Here is a 9801-nt window from a genome sequence, read left to right on the forward strand (position 1 = left end):
GCGGTCACACGGCATCCTGCGCGGGGGACTGGGTGCCGGTTGCGGCCCCCGTGTGCAAAGCGGCGCGGCGCAGGAGGTGGGCGGAGGCGATGCGGTCGTCCTGGGCGCGGGCGACACCGGCCGCGACGGCGTCTCCGAATCGGTCGAGGATCTGGACGTAACGCCGTTTGGTGCGCAGGTCCACGCCGTTGCGCATGCGGATGATGAGGGGGAAGCGGCCCAGGGCGGGTAGGTCGTTGGATCCGGTGGTGTAGACGAGCTGGATGCCGTGTGCGGCAGCCACGCGGCGCTGCAGGTCGACGAAGGGCCGGTAGTTGGCTTTCCCGAAGGGGTTGTCCAGTACAAGAGTGCCCACTCCGCCAGGGATGCGCCTGTCGCGCTGGGCGGCTCGCATCCGGGCGAGGGTGCAATACAGCAGCACGGACACCGTCAGCAGTTCGCCGCCGCTGAATTTCTGGATCTCGGTGACGGATTCGCGTTCGACGGTGTCCAGGCTCTGCGTCGGCTTGATGATCTTCGCGACGATGTTGCCGCGGCCGCCGAGGGCTGCCAGGACGAGCCGCTTGGCCAGGGCCAGCGCCTCGGGCAGGGCGCTGGCCCGTCCGGCGGCGCTGGCTGGCAGAGCGGTGATGAGACGGTCGACCTCGGCGGAGAGTCTGCGGGCCAGTTCATCGCCCGTGGCGCGCTGGCGCAGTTCCAGTGACAAAAACCGCTGGCTGGACCAGCTCCCCAGATTCTTGGGAAGGCGGGAGTGGCGGGCGACTTCTTCCACGGCGTCCAGCACCGCTTCGACCGTGCTCGTGCAGGCGTCCACGACGCGGGCCTGGTCCTCGGCGGACTCGGCGAGCAGCGCGACGACCTGCCGTTCACGCTCCTCGATGTCGTCCAGGAGTGCGGCCAGCCGGGTGGGGGTGGTGAGGTCGTGCTGCAGGCGCTCCCGCAGCCGTCCGTCCACGATCTGTACGTACTCCGGCTGTTGTGCGAGCCGTTCCACCTTCTGCAGGTCCTTGCGCAGGGTGGTCTTGGCCCTCTCCAGGGCGCGGCCGGCATGGGTGATCTCACGGACGAGGGCGTCCTTGACCTGCTCGGCGTCATGCGGCTGCAGCGACTGCGCGGTCACAGCGGACAGCCCGTGCTGCTCGAGCAGGACAGCATCCACACTGATCTCCGGGTCGTCATCAGCACCCTGGCCGGGGGCTGGATGGTCGCTTGCCGCACTGAGGGCGCTGACTGACTGCCGAAGCTGCGCGGCGTGGCTGGCGGCCTGGTCGGCGCGCCGGTGGATCTTCTCGGCGTCCAGGTGCCGCACCTGGGCGAGGGCGCGGTCCTGTTCCAGCAGGCGCCGGGCTGACTGCAGTTGCTCCTGTGCTTCGTGGGTGGTGTCGAAGGCTGGCACTCTGGCGCCGGGGAAGGCGTCCCGGGCTGTAGTCGCCTTGTCGTGGTCCTTGGTGACCTGCCGCAGCAGCAGCCCCGCTTCCGCCTCCGCACGCTCAGCGTCCTTCAGGGTGGTCTCGGCAACGGCGATGCGGGCCTTAAGGTGCTCGGCGTCCATCGTCTCGGCCCGGTCCAGGAGCTCGGCGGCCTGAGCACGGCAGGCGGAGCCGGACTCGGCCAGCTTCTGGTTGATGCGCTTGACCTCGGCTTCGGCCGTCGCGATTCGCTGCTGCAGGGCGGTGTCACTGATGCCGTTGAGCTGGTCCCGGCGGGTCTGTGCCCAGCGCTCGCGCAGGGCCTGCACACTGCCCTCGGGTACGGCAGCCGGTCGGACGGCCTCCAGGACCTCGCCGGCCAGCTCCTGCCGGATCTCCTGCACCCACCCTTTCCAGCGCTCCGCACGGTCCTCGCACTGCCGCAGTGCTGTCTGTGCACTGCGCTCTTGCTCCAGGGCCACCTGCCAGCGGCCCTTGCATGCTTGAGCAGCCACGCGGTGCTCTCGGGCCTCGACCTGAGCGTGCTGGAACTGCGCTTGCCAGTGCTCCACCGCGCGAGCGGTCTCCACCAGCGCCCGGACCTCGGGGAGTTGTGCGGCCAGGGCCCTCAGTGCCGCCGTGCACTGGGCCAGCCGGTTCTCCGCCCGGCGCCCTGCGTCCTCGGCGTCCGCGGCCTGGCGTACCAGGACGCTTGTGCGCTCGGTGAGCGTGTTCACCTCCTCGTCGAGCTGCCCGAGGAGTTCTTGAAGACTGGCCCGAGTCCGGGCGTCGAAGGAGTCCAGATGGGTGCGCAGCCGTTCGCACAGAACGCGATCGGCCTCCCGCCGCTGGACGATATCCGCGCACCGCTCGTCCAGGGTGGCAAGGCGGGCACTGACGCGCAGCAGTTCCTCTTCGGCGGCCTCGGCATCCAGCACCGAGGCGCGCAGCGGCAGCACCGCGCTGTCACCCAGGGGCTGGGACAGCAGGCTGCGGGCCTGCTCGTCGGTGGCCAGAGAGATCACCGTCGGCAGCGCGACGTCAGCCCGCCGGGCCAGCACCGCGAGATCACCGCCGGGCACCGGTCCGCACAGGACCACGCCACCGATCAGGTGGGGGATGGCCGCGATCACGGCATCGTGCCGGTAGGCGGGCACGGTCTCGCGCAGGAACTGCACCCCTGCAACCGCCGCAGCGCCCTGCTCGCGCAGGGCAGCAACGGCCTGCTCGACCTCGCGAGACGGTGGGCAGAACCCATTCTGACTCAGACCGTCGCGCAGCCGCTCGTCCTCCAGCGCCTGGGCACGCTCGGCGGCCAGCTGCCCGTCCGCGGTCACCAGCTGGTCCGTGAGCATCGCGACCAGGTCACCGCCCACCGCGTCCAGGTCAAGCTCACCGGTCGCCTCCCCGATGCCAGCCAGCTCCCTCAGACGGAGATCGGCAACCAGGTCACGGCGCTCCTGAGACAAGGCGTTCCACTGGTCCCACACCTGGTCATGCCGCTGCCGGGCGGTGCTGAGCCGGCCTGCGCAGGAGACCCGCTCCGCCGCGATGGCTGTGGCCTGCTCGGCGGCCTCTTGCCCGTGGCGCCGCGCCTGTTCAGCCTGCTCCGTTGCTGCCTCTTCCACGTGCACGAGCCGCGCCAGGCCCTCGGTGGGATCTTCCTGCCCGCCCAGGAGGCCGGTACGGCGGGCAGCGGTCAGCTTCTCCTGTTCCTCCTCGCCGGCCTCCTTTGCGGACGCCGCCCGGCTCTGGGCCCGGCCGGTCGCAGCCGCCGCTTCCTCGTACTCCCGCCAACCAGCCGCGGCCTGAGCGGCGGCCGCCTCGAGCCCGGCTCGGTACTGGTCGGACTCGACCGCAAGCCGCGCAAGAGCGTCTTCGAGCTTGGCGTACAACGCGGCGCCGGCGTGCTCCACGGCCTCGCGCAACGGGGCCTGCTCGCTTTGGGCGCAGGCCAAAAGGCGCTTGGCCTCGCGGCACTCTGCCTCCTGGTCTGCCAGGTCCCGCAGCCAGGGGACCGCCTTCCAGGCCGCTGCCTCACGCTCTGCTTCAGCAACCGCCTTCACCTGAGCGGCATGGTCTCGCCGACGGTCGGCCATCCGCAGCCGTTCGGCTACCTCCCTGACCTCGGCCACGCGTTGCTCGCGCTCCTGGACCCGGCCCTCGGCCTCACCCGCTTCCAGCTCGGCGGTGTCCGCCTCGTGGCGCAAGGCGGTTGCCTGCTGCACTTGGCGCTCGGCCTGGGCCTGGATGTGCTCGCCGGCGCGCCGGGCGATCCGGGCCTGCCGGCCAAGCGCTTCTTCGGCGACAGCAACCTCGACCGTGCTCTTCTGCACCGGCTTCAGCCGCAGAACAGCTTCGGCCAGGAAGCGCTCCTCCAGCTCCCGCGCCGGACGGGCGGCCAGTTTGTCGGCATGTGTGGACAGGGCCGCGCGTGCCGCGACGGGCGCGGCTGGGTCAACGACCATGTCGATGAGGAAGTCGACGAACTCCTCTGCGGTGCGGAACTTGAACAGATCGGTGATGCCGCCCTCTTCCTGGTTCATCGCCTTCTGGATCTTGAAGACCTGGGGATCCAGGCCGTGGCTCCCTAGTTGCTCCTGCCACTCGTACTGTTCGTCCGCGACGCTCAGGTGCAGCCGCCGCTCCGTCTTGTTGGCCGTCTCCAGCGCTCTGACGTACATGCTCAAGGTGAGCTGGCCGTCAGGGGTGCGCACCGGCAGGGAGTCCAGTTCCATTCCGCCGGGCTGTGGCCGCAGCAGATACCAGCGGCGCTCCAGGCGTTCCCAGTTGCTGCCCGGGTCCGCCGGGCACTGGCGGTCGCGCCACTGGTAGACCCCTCCCGTGAGCAGGACGGCGCCGGATGCCGGGCGGTCGCAGTCGCCCCACTCGACGATCACATGGGAGACCTGTCCGTCCGGGACGTACTCGGCAAGCGACTTGGCCTTGGCCGCACCGATGAAGTCCTTCTTGGCCGGCAGCAGCAGGCTGAAGAGAAGCGAGAGCAGGCTCGACTTGCCGCCGCCGTTGCGCAGCCACAAGATCACGTCGACCGGCTGCATGAGCCGGCCGTCCACCGAGCTCGTTCCGCCCGTCAGGTCCAGAACGAGTGACTTGAAGCCGGCCGCACGGTGGCCGATGTTCTCCAGACGAAGGCGTCGGACTTGGAGCACGGGTCAGTTCTCCTCAGCGAGGTGGGCGCGGCGCAGGTCGCACAGCGCGGTGAAGGCCGCCGAGGCGGCTGTTTCGCGTACCTGGACGCGGAAGCGGTGGGCGAGCAGGTAGGTCCTGGGCCCGAGTTCGCCGGCGGGGTAGGCCATGCCCTGATCCACCAGCCAGTCCAGCGCCTCCTTGATCACCCGCTGGGTGCTCGACTGCGACAGCTGCGCCTTCGTGCGCGTCAGCTGGGAGGGCGGGAGCTTGGAATACAGCTGCCAAGCGGCCTTGAGTTCGGGGTGCGGCACCGGCAGGCCGTCCGCGTCCACGGCCGCGGCACGGAGCTTGGCGGTCAGTCTCCGCAGAAAGTCGTCGACGTCCGTGAGCGAGATCCGCTTGACGGTCTCCTCCTCCAGATCCCCGGCCGTGGGGTAGGCGCGGGCGGCGATGGCGACATGGGCAAGCCCAAGGACGAGGTGGTCGTTGACCCCCAGCTTCGGATGGTCCTTGAGCCGATAGGCCAGCCAGGAGCCCTCCCGGGGATGCAGGATCAGCCCCTCGGCGGTGTGCGCCTGCTGCACGTCCAGGTCGAGGCCGTCCGCGCAGGCGTCCACCGCGTCGCGGAAGGCTCCGTCCATCCGGTAGCGCTGCAGCAGGTCCCGGTACTGAGGGAACTGCAGGGGCCGAAGGCGCGGCTGGCATCCGAACCGCACCAGCACAGCGGCGTCGGCCAGGTCGGCAAGGGAGTAGGCATACGTGCTGGTGGTCATACCAGGACCTCCATGGCGTCCTCGGCGGAGATCAGCGACTGGGCGGGGACGAGCAGCAGGTCACTGCCCGCGAGCGGACCGAGGTCGAAGACGGCGCCGTCATCGAGGACCACCACGAGGTCACCCAGCAGGTCCGCCAGCTCGTCCGCAGCCTCGTCCTCCTCGTCCTCGTCGGGATCGGGGGCATAGGCCCGCAGAACGGAGACGGCCAGCAAGTCCGCGGCCTGAACGGTGTGCACCAAGGCCTGCTCAAGAAGCTTCGACAGCCGCACCGGAATACGCAGAGCCTCCGCCAGGACCGTGCGCGCCACCGTAAGGTCCTCCTGGCTGTAGACACAGACCTCGCCCGGGTCCTCGGCGATCAGCTCGATGTCCTCGTCGGGCACTGCCTCCTGCGCTTCCCGGGCCGGGGCCAGCAGCGATGCCCACCAATGCTGAAGGCGCGGCTGACGAGAGACCACGGGCCCGCCGACCGCATCGGCGAACCGACTCGCGATCACTTCGGCCTCCCCGACCTCCAGGCAGAGCAGCGGCTCCAGCACGTCCTGCTGCACGCCCACGAGTGCCAGCCGCGGCGGAGGACGAAAGCGCTGCTCGGCCTGGGACCGCAAGAACGCCGGACGGGCATCGATGACCTTCTCCAGCAGCTGCGTATGCCTCAGATGAGCCCGGCCCAGCAAGCGCAGGACCCGCTCACAGGTACCTCGGACATCGGCATCCTCGACGGCATTGCGGACCGAGCGCATGTACTCCATCAGGTCGCGCTCCACCCGGTGGCGCTCCCCGAGGTGCTCGCGAGCTGCCGACAGCAGCACAGGCACGTCCCGGCTCCAGTCCACCGCCCGCACGTCGCGTTCGGTCTCCTCCAGCACCGCTCGCACCCGCTCGCAGTACATGAGGGACAGCTTCAGACTCTCGGCCGCGCTCTCTTCCGCGCGCCCCCACCGGCCACTTGCCACCTGACGGCGCAGCATCGTGTCCTTCGCTGCCTGCTCGTCCTCCAAGTCGTGCTCCAGCCCGGACAGCAGCAGATTGATGGCCGGTGTCGTAGCCCGCAGCACGGCCTGGCCGCGCCTTCCGATGCCCTCCTCCAGCATCCGCAGCGACAGTGTGACCCGGCTGTGCCCCACGCGATAGTCGCTGTAGGAGACCTCGAACTCCTCCCCGTGCTGCGCGTCGTTCAGCAGCTCGCGCAGGACAAATCGGGCCACCGCGAGATGCTCGGCGACCTCCTGGCCGGGCGCCGCCGACGCCGCTAGGGACGCGAGGAACTCGACCACCTCCTCCGTCGTCGCCTCCGCCTCCATCTCCTGCCTGCTCACCACCGCCTCCAGCGCGGCCAAAGCCAGCGTGCGGGGGTCATAGAGACCGCGGGGAAAACGCTGCCAGGCCTGGCGCTGATCCATCCGGTGCAGCGGGGCCCCGCGAGCCAGGACTGAACTGCGTCGGACGAAGCCAACCTCGGCCACCAGCGCCCGCCACTCATCAAGGCCGTCGGGAACCGCCGACGCCGACGCGAGCAACCGCCGTTCCTCGCGATCCAGCAGGACCTGGATCATCGCATCGCAGTCGTCGTCCTCCACCCGGTCCAAGCAGTCGAGGAGACTCGTGTGTTCTGTCATCGTCACGACGGCAGTGGAGCAGTAACCACTGACAACACAGGGGGCTCTCGGGCAGAGAAGTAACCGGTTTGGCGCGCAGCCAGAATGATGAAAACAGAGACTCCAGCCCTGGAAATGAAGGGGCCAGCAGCCACGAAAGAGCGTCTGGCCCCGGCCCGTGGCCACCGCACGACATCGTGCACCCCCCGGCGGCCCGGCAAGATGAGGCCGCCGCGGCCAGGACCGAAGGCGGTCCGGATCCGGTTCACCGCCTCGGTGATCCATCCCGGCCCCGACGCCTTCGCTCAGATGCGCGGCTGAGGGCGTGCTCGTTGACGGCGCCGCCACCAGTTCCGATGCCCACCGGCACTGTCGAAGGCACTCCACGCGCTGATCACGAACGGCGAGTTCGAGGGCTACGGGAGTGCTCCACCCCAGGCAGGATGGCCCTCCCAGTGAACGGGCGAATCCTCCGCATTGAGTAGTGACAGCTCCGCCCCGGGCGCCGCGGACCGCCCCACCCTGTCAGCACGTGGGAGCCTTCTCCCACCCCGTTGAGGAAATAGCAGGTCAGAGCCTCTAACGGCCTGGCTTGCAGGGGCTAGCTTCTCCTGCATTCCCACCCCGGCGGCTCCAGCTCCAGCGCCCACCGCACCCGTCGTGCCTGCGCAGCGCCGAGTCATCCCGCCCTCCGGCGGACCCCGGGGCCAAGCCCATCACCACGCAGGAGTCACCATGCCCGCACGCAGTACCCCAGCCCACCCGTGCCCCCGTGACGTCCAGGAGATCCCCTATCCCATCGCCGACGACTACGTGAAGGACTGGACGGCCCAACGCGCCATCGTCGAGCTGATCGCCAACGCCCTGGACGAAGACCCGCACCCCACTGTGACCTGGACGAACGGCATCCTCACCATCGAAGACCAGGGACAGGGCATCCCGTCCACGGGACTGCTGCTGGGCGCCTCCCACAAGAGCCCCCAGCAAATCGGGCAGTTCGGCGAGGGAAAGAAGCTCGCCGCACTCGTCCTGGCCCGTGACCCGAACATCACATGGGTCCAGTTCGACACCGTCGGCTACAGCTTCACGCCCATCCTCAAGCCCGCCAGCTACCTCCCACCGGTGCCCACCGCCGACGACACCCCGCAGATCCGCGTCCTGCACTACCAGTACTGGGCGAGCGACCGTACCCGCGGAACCCGCGTCCGCATCGCATGCCCCCAGGCCCTCGCCGACGAAGCCATCAGCCGCGTCCGTCACCTTGCCTCTCCCGCCTACCGGCCGCCCCAGGACCGCGCGGAGATCCTCATCGATGACGAGCCCGGGCGCATCTACATCGGCGGCATCCTGGTCTCCCACGACGCACGGTTCGCAGCCAGCTACGACCTTCCCCTGACCACCGCCAAGGCCGAACTAAACCGTGACCGCACGATCGTGGACGGCGCCGCACTGGAAGCGCACATCCGCACCGCGCTCGCCGCCTGCGCCGATCCCGGCGTCATCGCCCGATTCGTCGACCGCGCCCTGAGCGGGCCACGCCTGGCGGCCGCAGAAACGTACTTCGCTGACGTACACGACTTCACGGTCCGCCATGCCTTTCGCGCCTACGCGCGCCAGCACTGGAACGACGACGACGTCTACCACAACGACACCGGGACCGCCGTGGAGGACGAACTCCACCTCCAACACCGGGGAGTCACATTGATCACCAGCACTCTCAATCAGGACACCCACCGCGCCCTCATGCGGCTGCTCGGCATCAAACCGGTCCCCGAAGCCGTCGCCCACAATCAGCAGCAATACCCCACCACACAGTGGATCAAGCTGGAGGACCTCTCCCACCCCCAGCGCCGCACCCTCGACCTCGCCTGCGCCGCCTTCCGCAGTGTCTTCGGGATCGACGCACTGGGCAAGGTCAGGGTCTACCAGGAGGACGAGGACACAGCGCGCTACTGCACAGGCGGCGTCTATGACGCGGCCACCGACGTCACCGGCATCAAGGACAGCACCCTGGACGACCTCACCTTCACGCTGCGCGTCGTCTTCCACGAGGGCGGCCACCGCCGCGCCGCCCGCCAGGGCATCGCCCACGCAGACCGAAGCGAAGGCTTCGAGTCCGCCCTCGACGACTTGGGAGGACACCTGCTCCACCTCCTACTCACCTCCCCCACACGCGGCCTGCCCCTGTTGGACGCCGCAGCCTGGAAGGGCCGTGTGCTGCCCGGCAGCGCCTACCTGGCCGACCCCGCTGAGCTGACACAGCTGCGGCACAAGCAACCGACCGCCCGCCAGATCCGCAAGGCCAAACAGCTGGCCCAGGCCCCCGAGCCACGCCGCCTCCTGGCCGAACTGGCCGAACTCCGCATGGCCCGCGTCCTAGCCCAGCAGGGCTTCACCAGCACAGACACAGCCATGCAGTCCATCGCACTGACCGCCGCGACCTTCCGAGTGCTCGCCAATCCGCACCCCGCGGGATACCGGCGCCCCGGAGGCTTCGCCTGCATCCCCGACTACCGCAAAGCGACCGCCCTGGCCGAACTCCTCGGCATCCACGCCCCCGTGCTCTACCTCGGACACATCGCGGTCGAAGGCCCCCTCTACAACGTCCGCCAGCACACCGACGGCACCGCTCCTCGCCCCTGGAACAAACCCCTGAGCACCCACATGCCCCAGGTCATCGAGGACCTACGCCGCCTGGGCGGCCCCTACGCAGATCAGGCAGACGCCATCCAGGCCCTCTCTTTGGGCCACACCCCCTACGATCCCGACGGCGCGTGGCTCCAGCCTGTCCTGGGCCTCCTGCACGCCGAACGCAACCGGCTCCTCGACTGACAGAGAATCCAGCGCCGGGCGGGCCTGGAGGCC

Annotated in this window: 4 protein-coding genes; 1 reads left to right on the forward strand and 3 read right to left on the reverse strand. The window is 69.5% G+C overall.

The annotated features are described in order from the left end of the window. Positions 1 to 4 precede the first annotated feature (4 nt). The 3 genes from ACFWZ5_RS42410 to ACFWZ5_RS42420 are packed head-to-tail and all read right to left on the reverse strand — an operon-like array spanning position 5 to position 6963. On the reverse strand, positions 5 to 4582 hold the full coding sequence (locus ACFWZ5_RS42410) for a hypothetical protein (RefSeq protein WP_384892438.1): 4578 nt from the start codon (positions 4580 to 4582) through the stop codon (positions 5 to 7). Between the two features lie 3 nt (positions 4583 to 4585). Continuing rightward, a complete protein-coding gene (locus ACFWZ5_RS42415) occupies positions 4586 to 5335 on the reverse strand; it encodes a hypothetical protein (protein ID WP_384892441.1) in 750 nt (249 codons plus the stop codon). Beyond that, the gene (locus ACFWZ5_RS42420) at positions 5332 to 6963 is read right to left on the reverse strand and encodes a hypothetical protein (RefSeq protein ID WP_384892444.1); all 1632 of its coding nucleotides are present in this window, start codon (positions 6961 to 6963) and stop codon (positions 5332 to 5334) included. The genes ACFWZ5_RS42415 and ACFWZ5_RS42420 overlap by 4 nt, the downstream gene beginning before the upstream one ends. Before the next feature lie 708 nt (positions 6964 to 7671). Between ACFWZ5_RS42420 and ACFWZ5_RS42425 the strand changes: the two genes are divergently transcribed. Then, positions 7672 to 9768, forward strand: a complete 2097-nt coding sequence (locus tag ACFWZ5_RS42425; RefSeq protein ID WP_384892447.1) for a hypothetical protein — start codon at positions 7672 to 7674, stop codon at positions 9766 to 9768. The last annotated feature ends 33 nt before the right edge of the window (positions 9769 to 9801 follow it).

The sequence above is a fragment of the Streptomyces sp. NPDC059003 genome (assembly GCF_042740445.1).
Taxonomy (GTDB): Bacteria; Actinomycetota; Actinomycetes; order Streptomycetales; family Streptomycetaceae; genus Streptomyces.